The 23,706-nt window shown below is 45.8% G+C and carries 16 protein-coding genes and 1 tRNA gene; 14 read left to right on the forward strand and 3 right to left on the reverse strand.

The genetic code is table 11. The features are described 5' to 3' along the window. The first annotated feature begins 287 nt into the window (after positions 1-287). The gene (locus NDA06_RS07000) at positions 288-2,771 is read left to right on the forward strand and encodes an ATP-binding protein (protein ID WP_242047387.1); all 2,484 of its coding nucleotides are present in this window, start codon (positions 288-290) and stop codon (positions 2,769-2,771) included. A gap of 146 nt (positions 2,772-2,917) precedes the next feature. Further along, positions 2,918-3,361, forward strand: coding sequence for a response regulator (locus NDA06_RS07005; RefSeq protein ID WP_190412119.1), 444 nt, complete (start codon positions 2,918-2,920; stop codon positions 3,359-3,361). A gap of 96 nt (positions 3,362-3,457) precedes the next feature. On the opposite strand, the gene NDA06_RS07010 is transcribed toward NDA06_RS07005, so the two are convergent. After that, complete coding sequence (locus NDA06_RS07010) at positions 3,458-6,811, reverse strand: EAL domain-containing protein (protein WP_190985177.1); 3,354 nt, start codon at positions 6,809-6,811, stop codon at positions 3,458-3,460. 452 nt (positions 6,812-7,263) lie between these two features. Here NDA06_RS07010 and NDA06_RS07015 point away from each other — a divergent pair, with 452 nt between their 5' ends. Next, complete coding sequence (locus tag NDA06_RS07015; protein ID WP_190412055.1) at positions 7,264-7,896, forward strand: DedA family protein; 633 nt, start codon at positions 7,264-7,266, stop codon at positions 7,894-7,896. A 92-nt stretch (positions 7,897-7,988) separates the two neighbouring features. On the opposite strand, the gene NDA06_RS07020 is transcribed toward NDA06_RS07015, so the two are convergent. Next, a complete protein-coding gene (locus NDA06_RS07020) occupies positions 7,989-9,191 on the reverse strand; it encodes an argininosuccinate synthase (protein WP_190412056.1) in 1,203 nt (400 codons plus the stop codon). 191 nt (positions 9,192-9,382) lie between these two features. Between NDA06_RS07020 and NDA06_RS07025 the strand changes: the two genes are divergently transcribed. The 11 genes from NDA06_RS07025 to NDA06_RS07075 all read left to right on the forward strand — a co-directional run bounded on the left by NDA06_RS07025 (position 9,383) and on the right by NDA06_RS07075 (position 22,913). Then, complete coding sequence (locus NDA06_RS07025) at positions 9,383-10,324, forward strand: glycosyltransferase (RefSeq protein WP_190412057.1); 942 nt, start codon at positions 9,383-9,385, stop codon at positions 10,322-10,324. A 276-nt stretch (positions 10,325-10,600) separates the two neighbouring features. Beyond that, positions 10,601-11,398, forward strand: a complete 798-nt coding sequence (rpsB, locus tag NDA06_RS07030) for a 30S ribosomal protein S2 (protein ID WP_190412058.1) — start codon at positions 10,601-10,603, stop codon at positions 11,396-11,398. A gap of 41 nt (positions 11,399-11,439) precedes the next feature. Further along, positions 11,440-12,099, forward strand: a complete 660-nt coding sequence (gene tsf / locus NDA06_RS07035) for a translation elongation factor Ts (RefSeq protein ID WP_190412059.1) — start codon at positions 11,440-11,442, stop codon at positions 12,097-12,099. A 501-nt stretch (positions 12,100-12,600) separates the two neighbouring features. After that, positions 12,601-14,907, forward strand: a complete 2,307-nt coding sequence (locus tag NDA06_RS07040; protein ID WP_190985176.1) for an ATP-binding protein — start codon at positions 12,601-12,603, stop codon at positions 14,905-14,907. Beyond that, entirely contained in the window at positions 14,852-15,298 is a 447-nt protein-coding gene (locus NDA06_RS07045; RefSeq protein ID WP_190412061.1) for a response regulator, read from the forward strand. Before NDA06_RS07040 ends, NDA06_RS07045 begins: the two co-directional genes overlap by 56 nt. Before the next feature lie 81 nt (positions 15,299-15,379). Beyond that, a complete protein-coding gene (locus tag NDA06_RS07050; protein WP_190985175.1) occupies positions 15,380-16,552 on the forward strand; it encodes a hybrid sensor histidine kinase/response regulator in 1,173 nt (390 codons plus the stop codon). 422 nt (positions 16,553-16,974) lie between these two features. After that, positions 16,975-17,904: a hypothetical protein gene (locus NDA06_RS07055; protein WP_190985174.1), complete on the forward strand. Its 930-nt coding sequence runs from the start codon at positions 16,975-16,977 to the stop codon at positions 17,902-17,904. A 99-nt stretch (positions 17,905-18,003) separates the two neighbouring features. After that, positions 18,004-20,514: an ATP-dependent DNA helicase RecG gene (gene recG / locus NDA06_RS07060; RefSeq protein WP_190985173.1), complete on the forward strand. Its 2,511-nt coding sequence runs from the start codon at positions 18,004-18,006 to the stop codon at positions 20,512-20,514. An 88-nt stretch (positions 20,515-20,602) separates the two neighbouring features. Further along, positions 20,603-20,674: transfer RNA gene (locus NDA06_RS07065), tRNA-Val, on the forward strand. Positions 20,675-21,083: 409 nt separating this feature from the next. Then, on the forward strand, positions 21,084-21,857 hold the full coding sequence (locus NDA06_RS07070; RefSeq protein WP_190531813.1) for an ABC transporter permease: 774 nt from the start codon (positions 21,084-21,086) through the stop codon (positions 21,855-21,857). Positions 21,858-22,022: 165 nt separating this feature from the next. Beyond that, a complete protein-coding gene (locus tag NDA06_RS07075; RefSeq protein ID WP_190527660.1) occupies positions 22,023-22,913 on the forward strand; it encodes an ATP-binding cassette domain-containing protein in 891 nt (296 codons plus the stop codon). On the opposite strand, the gene NDA06_RS07080 is transcribed toward NDA06_RS07075, so the two are convergent. Further along, the gene (locus NDA06_RS07080) at positions 22,910-23,515 is read right to left on the reverse strand and encodes a hypothetical protein (protein ID WP_190527658.1); all 606 of its coding nucleotides are present in this window, start codon (positions 23,513-23,515) and stop codon (positions 22,910-22,912) included. The genes NDA06_RS07075 and NDA06_RS07080 overlap by 4 nt on opposite strands. Positions 23,516-23,706: the final 191 nt, after the last annotated feature.

The raw sequence follows: 23,706 nt of genomic DNA on the forward strand, positions 1-23,706 counted from the left end.
GTAGTAGGGATTAGGTAAGCGATCGCTCTAAACCACATTTCTTAATAATTAGCATATTAATCTGAATTAATTTATGAAATATTAGCCATGATAATTAGGAATCTTTAATAGTTCTTATGCCTTTTTAGTTTTGCGAAGACACATATCATCTTACCTATATCCCCGCCCTCACTCACCACTACACTCAAAAAAGGGGAGGTAATAAGAAGTCCAGTTTGTGAGTAAAGCGACTGGCTCTAACAGAATTTATCTGGCTCAACATCAATCAAGAAAAACAAGCCGTAGTTATGAATTCAAGTCCTTATCTCCCAAAAATAACACCGTTTTACGCCCGAAACAAAGCCGCTTTTGGACTAAGTATTTTAATCGTCGCCGGATATTTAGGTAATTATTTCCGTTGGTCATTATTTTTCGATATAGATTTCCTATTTGGCAGCATTGCCGTTTGGATTATAGTATTTTTGTACGGTACAGGTTGGGGTACTTTTGCAGGCTTCATTTCTGGCATTTGTACCTATTTTATTTGGCATCATCCCTACACGGTAATTACCTTTACCGCTGAAGCATTCTTTGTTAGTTTATTGTTTCATCGTCTACGTCAGAATATCGTGCTGCTAGACGGAATTTTCTGGCTGTTCATCGGGATGCCTCTCATTTGGCTATTTTATGCCATTATCTTGCACGTAGATACTACACAAGCGTTGATTATCTTGTTAAAGCAGCCTGTAAACGGGATTTTCAATGCTTTAATTGCTAGCTTGATGCTGACTCATTTACCGATTCATAAATGGCTAGGTCGTCCTCAAGCAGTTAGCACGCTTTCTTTGCAACAAACTGTTTTTAATTTGTTAGTAGCTTTTGTCTTCTTTCCTACTCTAATTCTTATGGTTTTAGACAGCCGCCGCGTAATTGATAACATCAAGACAACAGCTAATGCAGAACTCAAGGCGGCTTCTATAGATTTAGTTGTTGAAATGCGTTCTTGGCATCAGCAACATCTAAAGGCAGTTCAAGAATTTGCTCAGATTGCTGCTGATGAGCCTACCAAATTGGATGCATTGCAGTCAAGTATAGAATTTGCTAGACGGACATTTCCAGATTTCCATGAGATTTATGTAGTCAATGCCGAAGGTAAAGCAATTGCATCTTCACCACGACAGAATGAAGCGGGAGAGTCCACTATTGGATTGAATCTTGCTGTTAAACCCTACTTTAAGGAAATAAATAATACTCTGCAACCTACTCTATCGGATGTAGTGAACGGACAAAAGGTAATTCTCAGCGTACCCGTGCTAAGAGATAATCGCTTCCGTGGTTTAGTCATTGCAGAACTCGATTTGAACGGTATTGACGAACTCCTAAAATCAAATGTTGACGAGCGGGGACTGCAAATTACTCTCGTCGATCGCAGAAAATCTGTAATTGCTAGTACTCTGTCTGAGCGAGTAGCAATGCAAACATTTGATCGTCGTAAGGATGGTGAAATTCGTCCAATTGCGCCGATGACTTATCAGTGGCTACCGATAAGTGGCAGTCGGCTTGTCATGGTGCGTTGGAACAATTCGTTCTTTGTGCAAGAGACTCCGATTGATAGCCAACTTCCTTGGACTCTCATTGCAGAATTGTCTGCGACACCAAACGTCCGCCATATAGAGCGCGTTCATACCAATAGTTTAGCGATTTTGATGCTAATTTCAGCGATCGCGCTCATCTTTGCAACCCTTCTAAGCCGCAGCTTAGTTAGCCCCCTCTCAAAACTAGCGCAAGTAACGACAAATCTGCCTCATAAACTTTCAGAGCAAGAATTAATCGATTGGCCTAATAGTTCGGTGACAGAACTGGACGCTCTAGTTCGCAACTTCAAGTCAATGGCTGCGACCCTTAATCAAAAGTTTTGGGAAATCAAAAGCACCAATGAAATGCTCGAAGAACGGGTGCAAGAACGTACCCAAAAATTATTAATTATTAATACAGAACTCGAAGCTGAAATTGCCGAACGACAGCGAACAGAGGAAAAATTAAAAGCTTATACCTTCAAATTGGAACAAAGCAACCGGGAATTGCAAGACTTTGCCTTCGTCGCTTCCCACGACTTGCAGGAACCATTGCGGAAAATTCAAGCCTTTGGCGATCGCCTCAAACTCAAATACGGGGAATCCCTAACTAATGAGGGGAAGGACTACCTAGAGCGGATGCAAAAAGCGGCGCAACGGATGCAAACTCTTATTAATGACCTCCTAGCCTTCTCGCGGGTGACAAGCAAAGCTCAGCCTTTTACTCGTGTCAATATCACCAACGTGCTACAAGAGGTCTTGTCTGATTTGGAGGTGCATATCCAGAAGGTAGGCGCACAAGTAGAAATTGGCGAGCTGCTAACGATTGATGCTGATCCGTCGCAGATGCGGCAATTATTACAGAATTTGATTAGCAATGCGCTGAAGTTTCGGCGTCAGGAAGAAGCACCCGTCGTCAAGATTTGGAGTCAATTACTAGAGAGGGGCGAGCAGCTTTGGACACAAGACTTATCAGCTCGTCCCATGTGTCAAATTATGGTCGAAGATAATGGCATTGGTTTTGACGAAAAGTATCTGGATCGGATCTTCACAGTTTTCCAACGCCTACACGGTCGTAACGAGTATGAAGGAACGGGAGTTGGTTTAGCGATCTGCCGTAAAATAGTCGAGCGTCATGGTGGTACTATCACAGCAAAAAGCATATTAGGGGAGGGGGCGACATTCATTGTCACGCTACCTGTTAAGCAATCTAGGTGATAGATTTTGGAATTTTAAATTTTAGATTTTTGCTGATCAATCTCAGAAAGCAAGCCTTTTTTCGCGACTGCAAATTATGCGAAAGTACTGGAATTTGGTGTGAGTAAAACGCTGTGAATAAAGCTGGAAAATTAATTACCATCTTGATGGCTGACGATGATGAAGACGATCGGCTGCTAGCAAAGGATGCATTAGAAGAATGCCGACTCGCTAACGATCTACACTTTGTTGTAGATGGTGAGGATCTGATGGATTATCTTTACCATCGGGGTAAGTATACTCAGTTAATAAAATCGCCCCGTCCAGGTTTAATTCTGCTGGATCTGAATATGCCTAAAAAGGATGGGCGGGAGGCTCTCCAGGAGATTAAAGCCGATCCCGAACTGCGACCTATTCCAGTCGTCGTGCTGACTACATCAAAGGCTGAGGAAGACATCTATCGTTCTTACGGTTTAGGCGCAAACTCGTACATTGCTAAGCCAGTCACATTTGAATCTCTAGTTTCTGTGATGAAAGCTTTGGGAAAATACTGGTTTGAGATTGTTGAATTGCCACTAAAGGAAAATGAAGCGGAAAACTCAACACTATAAAATATAGTTTTGCAGAATGCCTAGTTAGGTTTCGCCTTGGCAAAACCTAACATTAAGCAATACTAAATTTCAGTCATCTACTCAGCGCACATAAGATTATTGAGGTTTTGCAAAGATTGAGGCAAAATAATTGAAATCGGTGGTAAGCTGCTGTGTTGTAACAATTAATTCTTTTGCTGACTCTTGAGTTAAGGGTTTAGCGAAAAAATATCCTTGCCCATATTCGCATTCCATTTCTCTCAGTTGAAAGAGTTGCTCGGCTGTTTCCACCCCTTCTGCTGTCACATTTAACTCTAAAGTATGAGCCAGGGTCACGATAGCACGGACAATTTCTAAACTGTCGTCTTTCGCCCCAATTCTACTAATAAAAGAACGATCAATCTTTAACTGATCGATGGGAAACCGATGCAGATAGCTTAAGGATGAATAGCCAGTGCCGAAGTCATCAATATGCAGATGCACGCCTAAAGCTTTTAGTTGGAAAAGCATTTTGATTGCCGATTCTGCGTTTTCCATAACTGCACTTTCAGTAATTTCTAACTTCAAACTTCGCGCATCCAGGCGAGTCTCCCGCAAAATTTGATCGATTTGCTTGACTAAATCTGGTTGTGAAAACTGTTTGCTGGAAAGATTAACACTGATTGTTAATAGTAATTCTGGATAAAATTGCTGCCAATCATACATTTGGTAACATGCATTGTAGAGTACCCACAGCCCAATGGGAACAATTAAACCTGTTTCTTCGGCAATGGGAATAAATTCCGCTGGAGAGATTAAACCGCGCTCCGGATGCTGCCAGCGTACAAGCGCCTCGAACCCGTCAAGCCTGCCAGTTGTCAATGACACAATGGGTTGATAGTGAAGCTGAAATTCATCCCGCTCGATCGCACGCCGCAAGTCGTTTTCCAGTTGCAAGAGTGCCACCGCGCGGGTATGCATGGTGGTATCAAAGACTTCATGACGCGCTCTCCCCATCGATTTGGCACGATACATTGCGGTGTCAGCATCGCGCAGGAGATTTTCCGGACAGTCATATCCGATTGCTGGGGCGCTTTGCGAACCACCCCCGATGGCAATGCCGATGCTTGCTGTCGTGAATACCTCTTGCTCGTTAAGGCTGAAAGGATGCATAAGTTCTAAGTGGATGCGCTCGGCAATGTCAGTGGCGTTATTGATATTTTTGACATCGTCGAGCAGGATGGTGAACTCATCTCCACCTAACCGTGCAACTGTATCTCCACCCCGCAGGCAAGCTTTCAACCGCTGCGCGATCGCTACCAGCAATTGATCGCCAATCATGTGTCCCAAGCTGTCATTAATCACCTTGAAGCGATCAATATCTAGAAAAAGGACGGCGAAGAAATAGTCACTGGTTCGTTTTGACCGTTCAATTGCCTGTCCCAACCGATCCCTAAACAAGGCTCGGTTTGGTAAGCCTGTCAACACGTCATGAAAAGCATCATGGAGGAGTTGTTTCTCAACTTGCTTGCGCTCGGTGATGTCAGTTTGAGAGCCAGCCATGCGAGAGGCTTTCCCATTCGTGTCTCGTACAGCCATCCCCCGGATTAGCATCCAACGGTATGTTCCGTCTTTGTGTAGTATGCGATGTTCGTTCTCAAAATGGGGGGTCAGCCCTTCCAGATGTAAAGAAATCTGCCCTTTCAACTGCTCGATATCCTCAGGATGCACTCGCTCAAACCAGGCATCAGGCGTATTGCTAATTTCGCTCTCCTCGCAGCCCAGCATGGATTTCCAGCGGGGAGAAAAATAAATTTCGTTTGTTTTTAAATTCCAGTCCCAAAGTCCGTCGTTAGCACCAGAAACGGCGAGTTCATAACGTTCTTGACTCTCACGCAAAGCCTCCTGGGTCTGGGCGGCCTTGGTAGCTGCCCCTACGCGCTCGGTAATATCTTGGAAGGTAACGACTGCACCCACCAACTGACCATTTTCTCGAATCGGGGTGCTGATGTATTCAACGGGAAAGCTCGTACCGTCTTTTCGCCAAAAGACTTCTTCTTCTATTTGTTGAACTGTGCCATCCTTAAAGGCTGCATAAATTGGACACGCTTCTCGCGGATAAGGAGCGCCATCGGCTTTTGAATGGTGGCAAATAAAATGCAAGGGTTTGCCAATGAGTTCTTCAACTTCCCATCCCAGCATTCTCGCAGCAGCTGGATTAACAAAGGTGGCGTTTCCATGAATATCCAAACCATAAATTCCTTCACCGGCTGAGTTGAGAATTAGTTCGTTTTGGTGGCGCAGTCGTTCAATTGCCTCTTCGGTTTGCTTGCGAACCGTGATGTCGTTCTGCAACCCGATGAAGTTGATGAGTTTCCCTTCGTTATCAAAAACTGGGTTGATGGTGAGTTCATTCCAGAACGGTGTCCCATCTTTGCAGTAGTTCAGGACTACACACATAATCGGTTGCTTTGATGCGATCGCTTCTCGCATCACTTTCACAACAGTGAAATCGGTATCTTTCCCTTGTAGAAAGCGGCAATTAGAACCCATCACTTCCGCCGCCGAGTAGCCGGTGATGGCAGTAAAAGCAGGATTGACAAAGATAATTGGATTGTCAGGTAAAGTTGGATCGGTGATTGTAACTCCAGTTGTCAGGTTAGCGATCGCCGCCGCTAGCTGGCTGTTTTCGCGCATAGCTGACCGCAAGGCTTCTTCTGCCTGCTTGCGTTTGGTAATATCGGCAGCCAAACCATCGATTCGGATGACATTCCCATTCGCGTCACGCCCTAGATGAGCGCGATTGCGAATCCAACGCTCTTCCCCGTCCGGTCGGAAAATACGATACTCTTCGTCTGCTGCACCGACTTGGAGTAACGCTTGCGTCATCGCTTCTATTCGTTCTCGATCCTCTGGGTGAATCACCTCCAGCCAGAGGTTCGGGCGCTCGAAAAACTGGGAGACTGGACGACCATAAATTTCCGCCGCCGCCGGACTGATGTAAATCGGCTCCCTAGTGATGGCTGAAACCGACCATACGCTGTCATCGAGCGAACCAAGAATATTCTCTAGCCGCGATTCACTCTCCCGCAGCGCCTCTAACGTTTTGACTCGCTCGATCGAGTAGCGGATCGCCCGCTCTAATAGCGGCGCGTCCATCTTCCCCTTAACTAAGTAATCGGCAGCTCCCGCTTTCATTGCTGCAAAGTCTACTTCCCGATCTCCTTGCCCGGTCAGCAAGATGATCGGCGCTTTACAATTAGTTGAAATGGCTTCTTGTAACAATTCCAAGCCGTTGTGTGCGCCAAGACGATAGTCCACTAAATAGACATCATGTTGATGCATCTGAATCTTTTCTAAAGCAGCATCATAACTATCTACCCATTCGAGATCAAACTTTTCTCGCTCAATTTCTGAGAGGAGATCGCGCGTCAGAATATAGTCGTCCTCGTCATCCTCAATTAAAAGCACTTTTATTGAGTCTTTAGACATAAAATAATATTAGAAACAAAATACCTCTATCTTAGAGTTCCTCTCCTCAAGGGTAAAGCTAGAGAAGTCCTCACTCAGTCACAGTTGCAAATTCACTCACAACTGGTTTTTGGTTTGAGTCCTGACGAGCATTACTTTTTAACAGTCTTAATAAGAATAAAATTAAAATTTGGCATCTGTCCGTCGGTATACCTGCTGAAAATGTTTTTTTAAGGCGAAGCAGCAAATCGAAAAAGACGTAAACTCGCCTGTTTAATCCTTATTTCCTCAAGAAAGATATTGGGCTGCCTATTTGCCGATGAAGAGGAGTGCGATCGCCCTTGAGTGCTAGGGGCAAAATCCTCGCCCGTAGCCGTCTCGATAACAATCTCAAGATTTGCCGCCCTGATTGACATCCTGAGCGGATCGAGCCACTATCATAGAAGTATGAATCTATGTAAAGACCCAGATAAATGTCTTTAGAATTTGTATCTGTGGAGAATATCAAAGAAATTGCCCACCACTACGGTTACTGGGCAGTTTTTTTGGGGATTTTGCTGGAAAATCTTGGCATTCCCATCCCTGGTGAAACGATTACACTTGCCGGGGGTTTCTTGGCGGGAAGTAAGGAACTGAGTTACTGGTTCGTGCTAGGGAGTGCGATCGCTGGTGCAGTTGTCGGTGGTACTTGCGGTTACTGGATTGGCAGAAAAGGCGGCTGGCCCCTGCTGGTGAAAGTTGGGGGATTTTTCCGCATCCGCGAAGAAAAACTCTTACAACTCAAGCAACAAGTGAGCGAGAACGCCGGAAAAACAGTGTTTCTCGGTCGTTTCCTGGCTGTGCTGCGAATTGTCGCCAGTCCTCTCGCTGGAATTGCCCAAATGCCCTTCCTCAAGTTTATGGCTTATAACATAGCTGGGGCGACTGCTTGGGCATCGGTAATGGTCACGTTGTCCTTTTTCGCAGGGCGACTGGTACCCCTGGAACAATTAGTTGTGTGGGTCGCTCAATTTGGTTTAATCGCGTTATTCCTGTTGATTGCCTGGATTGCCGTTCCTCTGTGGCTAGAGTCCCGCGAAGCCAAGCGTTCAATCGAGGGAGATTAGAAAAAGTTTTGAGTGATGAGCGATTAAGTTTTGAATGAAAAGAATGTGTTTTCTCACTCAAAACTCAAAACTCAAAACTCAAAACTTTCAAACTAACCTCTCGCTTTTTGCGACCAAACGCGAGTCGGTAATCCCCAAACGTAGATAAATCCTTCAGCAGCTTTATGGTCAAACTGGTCTTCAGCCCCATAAGTTGCTAACGTTGGGCTGTAAAGGGACTTCTCAGATTTACGCCCCACAGTCATCGAGTTGCCCTTAAAAAGTTTAACTCGCACCGTTCCCGATACCCGCTCCTGTGTTTGTTGAATGAAGGCATCCAGGGCGGCTTTGAGCGGACTATACCAAAGACCGTTATAAACTAGCTGAGTATAAGTTTCTTCGATACCGCGCTTGTAGTGGGTCACATCTGCGGTTAAGGTGAGACTTTCTAAGTCGCGGTGGGCATGAATTAAAACCATTAAAGCCGGGGCTTCATAGATTTCCCGCGATTTGATACCCACTAGGCGGTTTTCGATCATATCGATCCGCCCAACGCCGTGATTTCCGGCAATTTCGTTGAGTTTCGTAATTAGCGCGACAGGCGGCAAAGCTTCACCGTTGAGGGAGATCGGGATGCCTTTTTCAAAGCCAATTTCAACGTATTCTGGCTCATTGGGCGTGTCAGCGATCGCTTTGGTCATCGCATAGATTTCTTCTAGCGGTTCCGTCCAAGGATCTTCTAGGGGTCCCGCTTCAATGCTGCGACCAAATAAATTGCGATCGATACTGTAGGGAGATTTCTTTTTCACGGGCGAAGGAATCCCATAACGCTCACCATAAGCGATGGTTTCCTCTCGGCTCATCCCCCATTCCCGCGCTGGTGCCAACACCTTCAAATCTGGGTTCAGCGCCGCAATCGATACATCAAACCGAACTTGGTCATTGCCCTTCCCCGTGCATCCGTGCGCCACCGCATCCGCACCGTATTTTTCAGCCGCTTCGACTAAAAGTTTGGCAATCAGCGGACGTGCCAAAGCAGTCTGGAGGGGATAGCGATTTTCATAGAGAGCGTTCGCTTGAATCGCTGGAAACGCATAATCTTTGACAAAACTTTCTGTAGCATCGGCAACCAGCGATTCGCTAGCACCCGATTTTAGCGCTTTTTCCCGGACTGGCTCTAGTTCGTCTCCCTGTCCCAAATCCGCCGCCAGGGTAATTACCTCTTCAACTCCCCATTCCTCCTTCAGGTATGGGATGCAGACGGAGGTATCGACTCCCCCTGAATATGCCAGCACAACTTTGGTAGCACGACCCATTGATCTCTCACTTCCGCAAAACAACGAGTTCTTATTATGCAACTAATCTATGCCAAGTCTTGTCAGGAATAGCACAGATTAATCTACAGCCATAGTCATCTGGGGCACCAAGGGATAGATGAAAATGCTTTCTGTTCATTGGCTTACAGTTCTTTGAGAGATACTAAAAGTGTTGTCATCCGGGGGAAATCGTGTTTTTTAGCGTTGTCATTCCAACTTATAACCGCAAGCCGATTCTAGAAAAATGCCTTAGAGCAATGGAACACCAGCAGTTGAGTGCTGGTAGCGTCGTCAGCGGCTATGAAGTGGTGCTGGTGGATGATGGTTCGACGGATGGCACGTTGGAGTGGTTATCCCAACACGCCGCTGAATTTCCTCATGTGCGATCGCTCTTGCAAGACCATCAAGGGCCAGCCGCCGCCCGTAATCTGGGAGTAGAACAGGCTCAGGGTGACACGATTATCTTTATTGATAGCGATTTAGTCGTTACCGAGCATTTTCTCCAAGCACACGCCGACGCCTTAGTTGAGGGAGAAAAGAACCTGGGAAGCGATCGCCTCTTCACCTACGGTTGGGTGATCAATACCAATAACTTCGAGAATCCCACCTCGGAACCCTACAAAATTACGGATTTTTCCGCTGCTTACTTTGCCACGGGGAATGTAGCGATCGCTCGTAAATGGCTCGAAAAAGCTGGATTATTTGACACCCGCTTTCAACTTTACGGCTGGGAAGATTTAGAACTCGGCATCAGGCTCAAACAATTGGGTTTAAAACTGATTAAATGTCCAGCCGCAGTCGGCTATCACTGGCACCCCCCCTTTGCCTTAGAACAAATTCCCCCCATGATCGATCGAGAAATCCAACGGGGACGGATGGGCGTTTTATTCTATCAAAAGCACCCTACCTGGGATGTCAAAATGATGATTCAAATGACCCTCCTTCACCGCATCCTCTGGGGTCTTCTTTCCATCGGTGGCAGACTCAACGAGCGCACAATGGCACCCTTTTTGCAATGGCTGATTAATCAAGGTAAACCCCAATTAGCCTTAGAAATTGCTCGAATTTTCCTTAATTGGTACAACGTTCAAGGTGTTTATGCAGCCTACGCTGAAGCTAGGCAAAAAGCATAATTTACAGCTTGTACTGCCAAGTATGCGAGTGAGCGATTTATTTTGCGCGATCGCTAATCTTTTAATATTTTCCTTGCCAAATATCTAGAAATCGGCTACCGCAACTGTGCTAGCCTATTTTTCAATGTTTTTCCTGCAAATTTTCCCATCAAAGCCCTTAGAACTCTGATAAACTGGAAGAGTTGTCTAAATTCGTACATTCCGCACATTCAGGGTTTCGGGTGTTTCCGCTGGAAATACGCCTGGATGGAGGATTAACCCGAAAGGAAAATAAATATGTCAGTTGTTTCTTTGGCTCAGATGATGGAGTCGGGTGTTCACTTTGGGCACCAGACCCGCCGGTGGAACCCAAAAATGGCTCCATACATCTATACGTCCCGCAATGGCGTCCACATCATCGACTTGGTTCAGACTGCCCAGCTGATGGAAGATGCCTACACCTATATGCGAACCGCCGCAGAACAGGGCAAGAAGGTTCTCTTCATCGGTACCAAGCGTCAAGCCGCAGGAATTGTGGCTCAAGAAGCCGCTCGTTGTGGTTCTTACTACATCAACCAACGTTGGTTGGGGGGAATGCTCACCAACTGGACGACAATTAAAACACGGGTAGAGCGCCTAAAAGATTTGGAACGCCGGGAAGAAACCGGAGTCCTCGACTTACTGCCCAAGAAAGAAGCTTCGATGCTGCGCCGGGAAATGACCAAATTGCAGAAATACCTCGGCGGGATTAAGCAAATGCGGAAAGTTCCCGACATCGTCGTGATCGTGGATCAGCGCCGGGAATATAATGCAGTTCAAGAATGCCAAAAACTGGGGATTCCTATCGTCGCGCTGCTGGATACAAACTGCGACCCGGATGTAGTGGATATTCCCGTTCCAGCCAATGACGATGCTATCCGCTCCATTAAGCTAATAGTGGGTAAGTTGGCAGACGCTATCTATGAAGGTCGTCACGGTCAGCTAGACGCAGAAGCAGAAGAGGATTACGAAGATTACGAAGGCGCTGAAGACGATATCGAATACGAGGAAATCGACTCGGTTCCTGATGAAGAGGAAGAAGAAACCGAGGGATAATTCAGCGTTAGAACATCAATTCTTAGTTAGGAACTGAGGAAATGGCGGAAATATCTGCAAAACTCGTGAACGAGCTGCGCCAAAAAACTGGTGTCGGCATGATGGACTGCAAAAAAGCGCTAAAAGAAACCGATGGCGATATGGACAAAGCCATTGAATGGCTGCGTCAAAAGGGAATGGTTAGCGCTGGGAAAAAAGGCGATCGCCAAGCCTCAGAAGGACTCGTCGGTAGCTACATCCATACCGGAGGTCGAGTCGGCGTCCTGGTGGAAGTGAACTGCGAGACAGACTTTGTCGCCCGCAACGAAGCCTTCCAAACTCTGGTGCGGAACATAGCCATGCAGATTGCAGCTTGCCCCAACGTTGAATACGTGAAGGTTGGCGACATTCCCGCTCAAATCGTTGAGAAGGAAAAAGAAATCGAAATGGGGCGGGATGACCTAGGCAACAAGCCGCAGAACATCAAAGAAAAGATTGTTCAGGGTCGAATTGACAAACGCCTGCAAGAGTTGAGCTTGGTCGATCAGCCCTACATTCGTGACCAAAGTATCACGGTGGAAGAGTTGATCAAGCAAAATATTGCGACGCTAGGTGAAAACATCCAAGTCCGTCGCTTCGTCCGATTTATTCTCGGTGAAGGACTGGAAAAGAAAGAAAGCAATTTTGCTGAGGAAGTTGCAGCTCAAATGGGCGGCAATTAATCAGCAAGTTTTCTGGCTGAATCCCTAGGAAAGACAGGTTTCCATGATGGAAACCTGTCTTTTTTTATCTTTATTTTCAAGAGATTTTCAGCGCTTGTAGGCACGATATTCCCATTCTATATATCTCAACAAATTAACACCTTGGAAACTCTTTATAAAGACAGAAACACTAAAAGCAGAAAAACTTTTTGTTTTGGTGGAATTCTTAACATCCTCCTTAGGAGTGTTGCCTCGATCCTTGTGCTAGACTTTTGAGCGCGAGCAGATTAAGGGGACACTGGGAAACACCGTTGAGGAGTGCAAACTCACTAGAAAAGTAACGAAATTTTTCAGCCCCTAAATAGACAAGCATTGTATCTTGGAGTTCAGGATCGAGCTGACTATTTGCCAGTAATACAGCGCTACGAAAGGGACATTTAGCTGGTGCGGGAAATCCTTTTAGGGTATTCAATCCTATAGATAATCTACTTCTGATAGTTCCAGAAAAAAGGAAGGATCGTAATGGAAATCAATTTACAAGTGCCAGGGATTAATATAACTAGCTTGAAAGAAGCACCCATTCATAATGCTAGTAAAGTTCAGCCTCACGGAATAATTTTCGTTCTCGCAGAACCTGAGTTAACAATATTACAAGTTAGCAGCAATATATCCACAGTTTTCGGAATCTCCCCCGAAAATATGCTGCAAAAGAAATTAGAAGAAGTTCTCGACCCATTCCAAGTAGACAGAATTAAAGCAGGACTATTAGAAGAAAATCTTGATTTTATCAACCCTATCAAGATTTGGGCTAGAAGAAAAGGCGATGAGTATTTAGTCTTTGATGGCATTTTCCACCGGAATGCAGATGGATTTTTAATTTTGGAATTAGAACCTGCGATTTCCCAAGAAAATATCCCCTTCTTAAGCTTTTATCATCTAGCCAGAGCCTCTATCAACCAGTTAGAAAAAACATCAACTCTGGGTGACTTTTGTCAAATCATTGTGAAAGAGGTGCGAAAAGTCACCGGATTTGACAGGGTGATGCTATATAAGTTTGATGACGATGGGCATGGATCTGTCCTCGCTGAAGAAAAACTAGAAAGTATGGAGCCTTACTTAGGTCTCCACTTCCCAGAATCAGATATTCCTAAACCAGCTAGAAAGTTATTTACCTCGAATTGGATCAGGTTAATCCCGGATGCCACTTCTCAATCTGCTGAACTTTTTCCGATTCTTAATCCAGTTAATCAGCGTCCGCTTGATTTAACGAACTCTATTCTTAGAAGCGCGTCTCCTTGTCATATCCAGTACTTGCACAATATGGGTGTGGGTGCTTCTCTGACAATTTCTTTGATGAAAGATCAAAAACTTTGGGGACTGATTGCTTGCCATCATCAGTCCCCAAAGTATGTTTCTTATGAGCTGCGGAAAGCTTGCGAATTCTTGGGGCGCGTCATCTTTTCAGAAATATCAACCAGAGAAGAAACTGAAGATTACGGCTATCGCATGAAGCTGGCATATATCCAATCAGCCTTGGTTGAATATATGTCTCAAGAAGAAAACTTTATTGATGGTTTAGTTAAACACCAACCGAATCTGCTGGAGCTTGCTAACGCTAAAGGTGCTGCCGTGTGCTTTGGCGGGGATTGCACGATGGTTGGTGAGACTCCCACAGAAGAAGAACTCAACTTTTTAGTCCAATGGCTAAAGAATAACGTCGAGGAAGAAGTCTTCTATAGCGATTCCTTACCTCAGATTTATCCAGATGCAGAAAGTTTCAAAAACGTTGCCAGTGGCTTATTAGCGATTCCGATTTCTAAGAATAACTATGTTTTGTGGTTTCGACCGGAAGTGATTCAAACCGTGAATTGGGGTGGCGACCCAAATAAGGCGTTTGAAGTAAACCAGTCAGAGGGAAATATTCGTCTGTGTCCTCGCAAATCATTTGAGCTGTGGAAAGAAACGGTTCGCTTAACGTCTTTACCCTGGAAACAGGTAGAAATTAAAGCCGCACTTGAACTCAGAAAGGCAATTATTAACATTGTGCTGCGCCAAGCTGATGAACTTGCCCAATTAGCTCAAGATTTAGAACGTTCCAATGCTGAGCTGAAAAAGTTTGCTTACGTCGCCTCCCATGACTTGCAAGAGCCACTCAATCAGGTAGCGAACTACGTACAACTTTTGGAGATGCGCTATCTAGAGCAACTCGACGAAGACGCGAAGGAATTCATTGGCTTCACTGTTGAGGGAGTCAGCTTAATGCAGACGCTAATTGATGACGTGCTGGCATACTCTAAGGTGGATATGCAGGCTATCGAGTTTGAAATGACAGGGGTGGACACGGCTTTAGACCGCGCCTTGGCTAATTTGCGAGGACGCATCTCGGAAACGGGAGCTGCGATCGCTCACGATCCCTTGCCGACGGTTATGGCAGATAGCACCCAGTTGATGCAACTGTTCCAGAACCTGATTGGCAATGCTATCAAGTTCCGCAGCGAGCAACCGCCAGAAATCCATGTAGGAGCTTCTCGACTAGAGGATGCGTGGCTATTCTCAGTACGGGATAACGGGATTGGCATCGATCCGCAGTTTAGCGATCGCATTTTTGTTATCTTTCAGCGTTTGCATACGCGGGATGAGTATCAAGGTACAGGAATGGGTTTAGCAATTTGCAAAAAGATTGTTGAGTGTCACCGAGGGCGCATCTGGGTCGAGTCCCAATTAGGTCAGGGTGCAACATTCTACTTTACGATTCCAGTAGGGGGACGCGATCGTGAGCGTAGAAACGGAAGAAAACCACAAAACAATCTTTTTAGTCGAGGACAATAAAGCCGATATCCGCTTAATCCAAGAAGCCTTAAAAAATAGCTCGCTCCCACACCAAGTCGTGACAGTCAGAGATGGTGTGGATGCGATGGCTTTCTTGCGCCAAGAGGGCGAGTATGCTGATGCACCTCGCCCTGACCTGATTTTGCTGGATTTGAACTTGCCGAAGAAGGATGGTCGAGAAGTCTTGGCGGAAATTAAAGCCGACCCCAAGCTGAAACGCATCCCAGTAGTAGTGCTGACAACTTCTAAAAATGAAGATGATATTTTCCACAGCTATGACTTGCACGTAAATTGCTACATCACCAAATCCCGCAACCTCAGCCAGCTCTTTAAAATTGTTAAAGGAATTGAAGAGTTTTGGCTGGAAACTGTTACCCTGCCATCGGAATGATGACAAGAAATTTTCGTATCTTGTTAAAATGCAAGCAGTTGCCGAGCGGGAACAGGAGGGGAGGGGAGATCCCAGAAAATTATGCCTGGAAGCTCAATAAAAATCTTGTTGATTGAGGATAACTTGGCAGAAGCCAGATTCCTGCAAGAGCTTCTGAAACAAGCCAAGTTCAAACAGTTTAGTCTGGTGCATGTCAAACGATTGAGGGAAGCGCTCAATCGACTCAATGAAGATTGCTTTGATGTAATTTTGTTGGATCTGACCCTACCTGACAGTGAAGGTTTGTGTTCTCTAGCTCCCCTAAACAGCCACGCTTCTGGCTTACCGATTGTTGTGCTGACAAATACGAATGACGATGAATTAGCGATAGAAGCAGTCCGACAGGGGGCACAAGATTATCTGGTTAAGCGCCAAGTTAATGTAGAGGTGCTAGTGCGCTCTTTGTGCTATGCAATTGAGCGAAAGCAGGTTTCGGAAACATTACGAACAGTTAATGAGGCGTTAGAAATCCGAGTTCAGGAACGAACGGCTGAGCTAGTGAAAGCCAAAGAAATCAATCAGTCTAAATCTGAATTTGTTTCTATGCTTTCTCACGATTTCCGCAATCCCCTGAATAGGATTCTCCTTTCTGCTGGATTGCTCCAAGACTACGATCAAAAACTGAGCGATGAGAAAAAAAATACTCATCTCAAACTGATTCGTTCAGCAATTAAAAATCTGGCTCAGCTATTAGATGAAATTACGTTTATCGGGAAAGCTGATTCAGGGCAACTTCAGTGCCAACTGATTCCCCTTGATTTGAAATCATTCTGTCACAAATTGGTCGAAGAGTTGCAACTCTTTACACTTGACAAATATCAACTTATTTTCACTTGTCAAGAGGACTTGGGAGAGGCGTTATGGGATGAAACCCTACTGCGGCATATTTTAGATAATTTACTCGCTAACGCGATTAAGTATTCACCGGAAGGCGGCACAGTGCGTTTTGAACTAAGAAGCCACGAGAAAACAGTCGTCTTTCGGATTCAAGATCAAGGAATTGGCATTCCCAAAGAAGATCAACCTCGGCTGTTTCAGCCTTTCAATCGTGCTAGAAACGTCGGCACAATTCCTGGGACTGGGTTGGGGTTAGCGATGGTCAAAAAGTGTGTGGAGGCACATGGGGGTGAGATTTCAATGATGAGTGAAGTCGGAGTCGGCACGAGTTTTACGGTGACGCTGCCGTTGATCGGAGAAGCAGCGTTATCAGAATAGAGGCGGCTAAATCGGTGAATTTCAGCGAACCGACAGGGAGGGAAATGGAGAATCGGTAGCTTTTTTGCCACGCCCTGACACTACTGCCTATCTATCGGATACCGTTTCACGAATAAATTATCACAAAGGCGATCGCTTTAAAGCTCTTTAGGTAGGCATTTCAAAGGTTATAGGGGAGTAGGGTATCGGCGGCAAGGAGAGGGGCGATTAGAGGCTCTTTGATACCAGGGAAGTGGTTTAGGGTCGATCTCAAAGTTAGTTCTACATCGCGTTATTATGAGTCGTTAGTCAATAGGGATTCGTCTGTTGCTTCTGACCGATAGACGAATAACCGAATGACCGAATGACGAGGAATCAGTATTCTAAAGTAGGGAAGTACATCTGTACGCCCGTACCGTCCCGATTGACAGATGTAAGCAGCAATGGCGAGAAGAGTAGAGGAAATTGAGCGGGATATGGCAGCGCTGGAAGAAGCAATCAAAGCGATCGCTCTAGAATTCCACGATACCTACAACGATTATCTGACTGCCTTAGGACAAGCCATGCGGCAGCAGTTGATCGTGGCGAGTTATTATCTTTGCACCCAAGTCTATCCGGAAGCGTTTCTGAGTCTGTCTCTTAGAGAACGACAACAATTGCAACAGAACCTTCAGCAACAGGCAAGGCTTGCTCAACCCCAACTGCGAAACCTTGAAAGAAGCCGTCCCGCGGAAACATCGCGCGGGGGACTATCCCAAGAACCCTCTCCAGAAGAGGATTTCCCTACCCCGACTGATGACTTAGCCATCGAGATGCTAGCACCACAAGACACTCTCGACACCCCAAGTCTCAATAGCGATCGCGATCGCTCAACCAGTCGCTTTACCTTTTCTAACGTCCCGACAAACAACCCAGAGGATTTGGCTCGATGGCAGGAAGCGGTGGAAAACGCCATGAGCGAAACCTTGCTCGCTCTTTCTTGCCAAAGCAATCGTCTACTACAGGAAGTGGGGATATTACCGAAAAACTTTCCGGAAGCTGTTCTGGAAGCTGCTGTTAGAGCGGAGCCATCTGGTGAGCCTGTGGTGGGACGCCCCAATCTTTTAAAATTTGTGGTTCAAATAGAAAATGAGCCGGTAGAAACGTCAAATCTCCCGACTTTACAAAACTCTCCTTTAATACCGATTATCGCCATCCATCTGCGGTTATCTGAGATTGAATTTGCTGATTCAACGGTAATGGCAGGACGCAACCAGATTCGGACCCTCAGCGCACGGCTTAGCACCCTGCGCCGAGAATTTCAGAAGAAGCAACGAGAGCGCACTGTGGCTGCGGCAGAAGCGGCTTGGCGTGCCTGTTGGTTTGAAGAATAATGGGAATCGTCGTAAGGATTGACAATATCCGGGTGAGGACGGCTATTGGCGGGTAATCAGCCATTCGCTACTAGCAATTAACAAAAAAGGGGAGAGAAGATGCAAATAGAATCACCGGATTGGCTGCGATTGCAGAAAGCCCTTTCAGTCGAGGCAGAGCGGGGCTTTACAGACTTAATGGGGAAACAATATCGTTTCAGTGAATTCTTAAGTCTGGAGTTCGGAAAAACCCCATCTTTTTTGCCGCTGATAGAGCGACATCGGTGGCAAGAGATGGCGTCTCAGTTTGCCCGTTACCCGAACCTCACCCTCTCCCAGCGACAACACTTGGTCTTGGAAACGCGCCGATTTCTCCATCAGATGCAACAAGTCATGGAGAGGCAAGCGCGATCGCGATCGCATCAACGAAATGAAGACAATCAGCAGCAAGTAGAGACAGTTAAATCGCCCCCATCCCCCGATACTCAAGCCCCGCGCACCACGCCCCTCGTCCAGTCCAACGCAGCGATTTCTCTTGACCAACCGCTGACCAGTTTGCCAGATGTGGGAGTTAGAAAAGGCGGGTATTTAGCCAAGCTGGATCTGCATACGGTGCGGGATATCCTCTTCTATTACCCCCGCGACCACATTGACTATGCGCGTCAGGTGAATATCTCTGAGCTGGAATCGGGTGAAACGGTGACACTGATAGGAACGGTGAAGCGCTGTACTTGCTTTAGTAGCCCAAAAAACAAGAAATTAACCATAATGCAGGTGGTGCTGAAAGATCGCACGGGTCAAATCAGCCTCAGCCGCTTTTTTGCCGGTTCTCGCTACAGCAATCGCGGCTGGCAAGAAGGGATAAAAAATCGATATCCCCAAGGCGCAGTCGTGGCGGCTTCTGGCTTGGTGAAAAAAAGTCAATATGGTCTGACTTTGGACGATCCACAACTGGAAGTTTTGGCAAACCCTGGAGACCCGATTGACTCCCACACCATTGGTCGAGTGGTGCCGGTGTATCCCCTAACAGAGGGCGTAGCGGCAGATATGGTGAGACAGGCGGTCATTGCTGCTCTCCCCGCCGCCGCCCAGCTCAAAGATCCTTTACCCACGGTTTTACGCGATGGGTATGGATTGATGAAGTTGTCGGATGCGATCGCAAACATCCATTTTCCCGCCGACAGCGCTGCCAAGGAAGCCGCCCGTCGCCGTTTAGTCTTCGATGAGTTTTTCTACCTTCAGCTGGGTTTCCTCCTCCGTCGCCAAGCCCAACGTCAAAAGCAATCCAGCGCTATCTTGGCTCCCAGAGGGAAGCTGATTGAACAATTCCACCAAGTTTTGCCCTTTCGATTAACAGGTGCCCAACAGCGGGTACTCAACGACATCCTCAACGATTTGCAATCATCCACCCCGATGAATCGGTTGGTGCAAGGCGATGTCGGTTCTGGTAAAACTGTCGTAGCAGTCATTGCTATCCTCGCCGCGATTCAATCCGGCTACCAAGCGGCGCTAATGGCTCCCACTGAAGTTTTGGCAGAACAGCACTATCGCAAGTTAGTCAGTTGGTTTAATCTTCTGTACTTACCCGTAGAACTGCTGACGGGTTCCACCAAAACTGCCAAACGCCGCCAAATTCATGCCCATCTAGAAACCGGCGAACTGCCTCTATTAGTAGGGACTCATGCTCTGATTCAAGAGAAAGTCAATTTTCATAAGCTGGGGTTAGTGGTAATTGACGAACAGCACCGCTTTGGAGTCGAACAACGGGCGTTGTTGCAGCAAAAAGGCGAACAACCCCATGTATTAACCATGACCGCCACGCCAATTCCCCGCACCTTGGCGCTGACAGTTCATGGGGATTTGGATGTGAGCCAGATTGATGAGATGCCACCGGGTCGGCAAGCAATTCATACGACCGTACTCACGGGCAAAGAACGCACCAATGCCTACGATCTAATCTGCCGCGAAGTTGCTCAAGGGCGTCAAGCTTATATCGTCTTGCCCCTGATTGAAGAATCGGAAAAATTGGATGTGCGTTCGGCAGTGGAGGAGCATCAGCGCCTCTCAGAAAGTATTTTCCCTCAGTTCCAAGTCGGATTACTGCACGGACGTATGACTTCAGCGGAAAAAGATGAGGCCATTACCCGATTCCGCGATAACCAGACTCAAATCATTGTCTCCACCACGGTAATTGAAGTGGGCGTGGATGTGCCGAATGCAACGGTGATGATGATTGAGAATGCCGAACGCTTTGGCTTATCGCAGTTGCACCAGTTGCGGGGGCGCGTTGGTCGCGGTGCCGCTCAATCTTTCTGTCTTCTGATGAGCAGCACCAAAACCGCAGATGCTCGTTACCGCCTCAATGTATTAGAACAATCCCAAGACGGCTTTTTTATTGCCGAGATGGATATGCGGCTGCGCGGTCCTGGTCAAGTGCTGGGAACTCGCCAGTCTGGGGTGCCAGATTTTGCCTTGGCGAGTTTGGTGGAAGATCAGGAAGTATTGAATATCGCGCGGGATGCCGCCGAGAAAGTGATGGCACAAGATGCCAACTTAGAGCGATCGCCCTTATTAAAAGCTGAGTTAGATTATCGTTACCAGCGCTTAATGGGTGGGGCAATCTTAACATGATTGACCGCGATCGCTGATTCAAATAACTGCTTCCTTTCTCTAGAAGGGTTGTTGGCTGTGAATGCCTGTGATAAACTTAAAAACCTAAGGGCGATTAGCACAGTGGTAGCGCACTTCCTTCACACGGAAGGGGTCACTGGTTCAAATCCAGTATCGCCCATGTATGTTGTACATTAACAAATTATTTGTCATGTCACTACAAGCATAAGTTGTCCAAAATGGTCACTTTATGCTTGTAATTCTCTCTGGTCAACTTATGCTTGTAGCTCGTTGAGCGATCGCACAGTAGTTTTATTTCTCTACCTAAAAAAGTTGTCAAAGCAGCATCGGCACAAGCTAAGCTAGCCAACCTAGCCCCTACCACTACAACACTCATCATCGATTTGAAGTCGCGGCAAGTCTAGCGTCTGTTGTTGAAAAACTGTGGGCAGAGGCTTGGGAAAGGGAGAGTGTTTTAATATCCTAGCAACAGCGATCCGAACATATTAAGTAGTTGTGCGTCTAGAGATAGGTTGCGAAAAAGCGTACCTTAATAATTGACTTATCTGGTATTGGGGTAACTTCTCACCATGAAATACGGGCGTGAAACGCTGGCAGTTTGCCAGCGAATTTTGATTGAATTATTACGACGGCGACGCAGCCTGATTTTTTGGTGTATTTTTCCAGTCTCTGTTTTGCTGATTAATGGGGTTATTCTGGCAGAAAATGCCAAGTTGTCTATGGCTGAGGCTTTTGAAAAGGCTGCTCCCTCAACACTGGTGGGTGCTGCACTATTTTTTAGTTGCTTGGGTGGTAGTGTAGCAACTGTGGTTGCAGAGCGAGAACAGCAAACCCTCAAACGTCTTTTTATCTCACCGCTCAGCGGAACGTCTTATTTCTTAGGAATTTTCCTAGCTCACAGCTGCATTGGTGTCGGTCAAGCCATTTTAGTTTACACGATTGCTGCCTTTTGGAATGCTCAGTTTCAGGGTTCTATTGTGCTAGGAATCCTGATTATTTTTTTGAGTATTATTTCTTATGTTGGTGTTGGGTTTATTCTCGGTACGCAGTTTGCTCGTCGCACAGAGGATGTCAATGCTTTGGTGGCAGCATTTGGGGTGCCTTTATTAATTTTAGGAGGTGCCTTTTTACCGACTTCGCTGTTTTCAAAGACACTGCTAAAAATTGCTAAGTTCAATCCAATTTATCACATGAATGAAGCCCTAATCGGCGTATCTGCTGATGGCAGTGGACTGGGAGAAATTGCATCTCACTTTTGGTTTTTATGCGTGTTTGCAATTTTAATGGTTGTAGGAGGATGGCTGTCCTACCAGCGGATGTTGAGTCTTGAAAGGAGACTGTGATTGTTTAAAAATAGGGATGTATACATAGTTTTTAACGTGGGGTTACGCTAGGCTTTACGCAAAAGCCAGCAAAGTTTAATTTTATTCTTAGCGTATTTGACGAGTTTTTTGCTACATTCCGTGTTTAAAGAATATCGTTCAGCTTGTAATCAATTAGGGAATATTGTGCTACGAATTGAGAAGCTAAATAAATCTTACGGAACACGAGCTGTTTTACAGGAATTAACGCTGCATATCCCCCCTGGAGAAATTTACGGTTTACTGGGACCCAATGGAGCGGGAAAAACCACAACGATTAATATAATTTGTAATTTATTACGGGCGGATAGTGGAGAAATTAAGATTAACAACCAACCTGTCTCAAACGCAACAAAAAATCTGATAGGGGTTGCACCGCAAGAAAATTTACTTTACAAAACCCTAAGTTGTGAGGAAAATCTCCATTTCTTTGCTCGGATTTATGGCTTAACAAATCAGCAGCGGCGTCAACAGGTAGAAGCAAGTTTAGCGGCTGTTAATTTATTAGATAGAGCAAAAAGTCCGGTGGAAACGTTGAGTGGTGGAATGCAGCGGCGGTTAAACATTGCGGTTGCTTTGGTACATCAGCCTAAGTTGATCGTTCTGGATGAACCCACGACTGGATTGGATATTGAAGCGCGTTACGAAATTTGGGAGTTAATTCGGAATCTGAAAAATCAGGGGATTACAATTCTGCTCACGACTCATTTATTAGATGAAGCCGAACGCCTTTGTCAAAAAATCGGGATTCTCAAAGGGGGTAGTATTTTGGCGGAGGGAAGTTTAACAGAACTGCGAAAATTAGTGCCAGCAGTAGAAGTTGTGGTGGTGGAGACGCCGGAGGAGGAGCAAGCGATCGCTCGCGCGGAAAAATATAATTTCACTCCTCGGCGTTATGGGAATGACTTAGCTTTTTGGCTACCAGAACATCTAGAACTAAAGGAAATTATCTCCTGTTTTGATGGAATTCCTCTCGATTCGATTGCGCGGCAACCTGTACGCTTAGAGCATATTTATGTTGAGGTGACGCAAGGTTAAGAATTGCGCGATCGCAATATTTCTGTGTAGCAGACTAACCAAAAATAAAGTGCAATATTAATTTCGCTGAACAACTTTGGGACACCCTCTAGCAAGGCGGGAACTGCATCGCCGCTTAACTTTAGCGAGTCTACAGCGATCGCGCTAAATAATAAACCGATACCACTTAGTAGCAGAATGTATGGTGTTGATTGTATTTTCCGCCTGAAAGCTAATCCGTATCCCAAGGTCGCTATGGCATATACGACGATGGTTATCAACTTGGGAATTCCTGCTCTTAAAAGAATAATGTGAATCCGAAAAATTTCATTAACGAGGAAACCTCCGGTTATGATTGCCGAATACAAAATAAATAAATTTCGGGTTTGTTGTGGTTGAATCGTTCTTAGCAGTACAAAACTAAAAGTGCAAACAATGGGCGGTACAGCACATAATAATTGGAACGTATGAGTTAACAAACCCGCATTCGGATCTGGTGGGGCAAGTGGCGGCTCGAATAATATTCCTGCTGATGCACCAAAAAATTTGGTATAGACAATCAAAGCAATAACTGCTAGGAAAGAGAAACTATTGACCCAAAACGCAGAGCGGTAACTTGCCATAATTTAACTAGAAACGCTATCTCCTCAATAGAGATACACGATTCGCGCCAGCAGTTACGAATTATTGCTGTAAGAATCAGCTAATGGTTCGCCACAAGCAATTTTATATGTTTCAATCTGCTAATTAAATAAGAGAAAATAGGAGAAAGCTGCCGCGATCGCTACTGTTAACTCGTACCGATACAGCGCTT

Origin of the sequence: Trichocoleus sp. ST-U1 (genome assembly GCF_039961835.1) — a bacterium.
Lineage (GTDB): Bacteria > Cyanobacteriota > Cyanobacteriia > Cyanobacteriales > FACHB-T130 > FACHB-T130.

Bases quoted from the DNA above. Each gene is read 5' to 3' on its own strand.
- NDA06_RS07000 (WP_242047387.1), top strand. From the start codon at position 288: ATGAATTCAAGTCCTTATCTCCCAAAAATAACACCGTTTTACGCCCGA.
- NDA06_RS07005 (WP_190412119.1), top strand. From the start codon at position 2,918: ATGGCTGACGATGATGAAGACGATCGGCTGCTAGCAAAGGATGCATTA.
- NDA06_RS07010 (WP_190985177.1), bottom strand. From the start codon at position 6,811: ATGTCTAAAGACTCAATAAAAGTGCTTTTAATTGAGGATGACGAGGAC.
- NDA06_RS07015 (WP_190412055.1), top strand. From the start codon at position 7,264: ATGTCTTTAGAATTTGTATCTGTGGAGAATATCAAAGAAATTGCCCAC.
- NDA06_RS07020 (WP_190412056.1), bottom strand. From the start codon at position 9,191: ATGGGTCGTGCTACCAAAGTTGTGCTGGCATATTCAGGGGGAGTCGAT.
- rpsB (WP_190412058.1), top strand. From the start codon at position 10,601: ATGTCAGTTGTTTCTTTGGCTCAGATGATGGAGTCGGGTGTTCACTTT.
- tsf (WP_190412059.1), top strand. From the start codon at position 11,440: ATGGCGGAAATATCTGCAAAACTCGTGAACGAGCTGCGCCAAAAAACT.
- NDA06_RS07040 (WP_190985176.1), top strand. From the start codon at position 12,601: ATGGAAATCAATTTACAAGTGCCAGGGATTAATATAACTAGCTTGAAA.
- NDA06_RS07050 (WP_190985175.1), top strand. From the start codon at position 15,380: ATGCCTGGAAGCTCAATAAAAATCTTGTTGATTGAGGATAACTTGGCA.
- NDA06_RS07055 (WP_190985174.1), top strand. From the start codon at position 16,975: ATGGCGAGAAGAGTAGAGGAAATTGAGCGGGATATGGCAGCGCTGGAA.
- recG (WP_190985173.1), top strand. From the start codon at position 18,004: ATGCAAATAGAATCACCGGATTGGCTGCGATTGCAGAAAGCCCTTTCA.
- NDA06_RS07070 (WP_190531813.1), top strand. From the start codon at position 21,084: ATGAAATACGGGCGTGAAACGCTGGCAGTTTGCCAGCGAATTTTGATT.
- NDA06_RS07080 (WP_190527658.1), bottom strand. From the start codon at position 23,515: ATGGCAAGTTACCGCTCTGCGTTTTGGGTCAATAGTTTCTCTTTCCTA.